This is a genomic window from Oscillibacter valericigenes, from assembly GCF_021531435.1.
GTDB lineage: Bacteria > Bacillota > Clostridia > Oscillospirales > Oscillospiraceae > Oscillibacter > Oscillibacter valericigenes_B.
Genome location: NZ_JAFBIS010000079.1, coordinates 1 through 616, shown reverse-complemented (window position 1 = coordinate 616; position 616 = coordinate 1). Strand labels below are relative to the sequence as shown.

1 protein-coding gene is annotated in these 616 nt (G+C 44.3%); it reads right to left on the bottom strand.

The genetic code is table 11. The features are described from left to right. Positions 1-121: 121 nt before the first annotated feature. Entirely contained in the window at positions 122-598 is a 477-nt protein-coding gene (gene tnpA / locus JQM68_RS13630; RefSeq protein WP_235223563.1) for an IS200/IS605 family transposase, read from the bottom strand. Between the last annotated feature and the right edge of the window lie 18 nt (positions 599-616).

Genomic DNA, 616 nt, shown 5'->3' with positions numbered 1-616 from the left:
CGGCTAAGCCGGAGGCTTGAGTAAGCCCTATAAGGGCTTTATACGGACAAAGCCCCTTAAGGGGCCCGAAAAGATTTGCCGACCGCATTGCTTTCTCGGGCTACCCCTTAAGGGGTTTTTGTTATGCCTTGGTATTCTTGCTACCCGTAAACGGGTCTACGAATTCCTTGATACTTATCTGGTCGGCTATTTGGTCCTCTTGCAACTGGTTTTGGATGTAAGCCTTAATTGCTTTTTTGTTTCGCCCTACTGTGTCTACGAAATACCCTCTGGCCCAGAAATGTCTGTTTCCATACTTGTACTTGAGATTTGCGTGTCGGTCGAATATCATCAGGCTGCTTTTCCCCTTTAGATACCCCATGATCTGCGATACGCTATATTTGGGAGGAATACTGATCAGCATATGGATATGATCCGGACACGCATTTGCTTCTATGATCTCTACTCCCTTTTGTTGGCATAATTTTCTTAAGATCACACCTATGTCCGCTCGAATTTCCCGATAGATTTCCATCCTTCGATACTTAGGTGCAAATACTACATGGTATTGACACCGCCAGCTGGTATGTTCTAAACTACTGATATCTGGATTTTTCATGAATCAGTCTCCTTGTTT

Coding starts and splice junctions, on each gene's coding strand:
- tnpA (WP_235223563.1), bottom strand. CDS start 598: ATGAAAAATCCAGATATCAGTAGTTTAGAACATACCAGCTGGCGGTGT.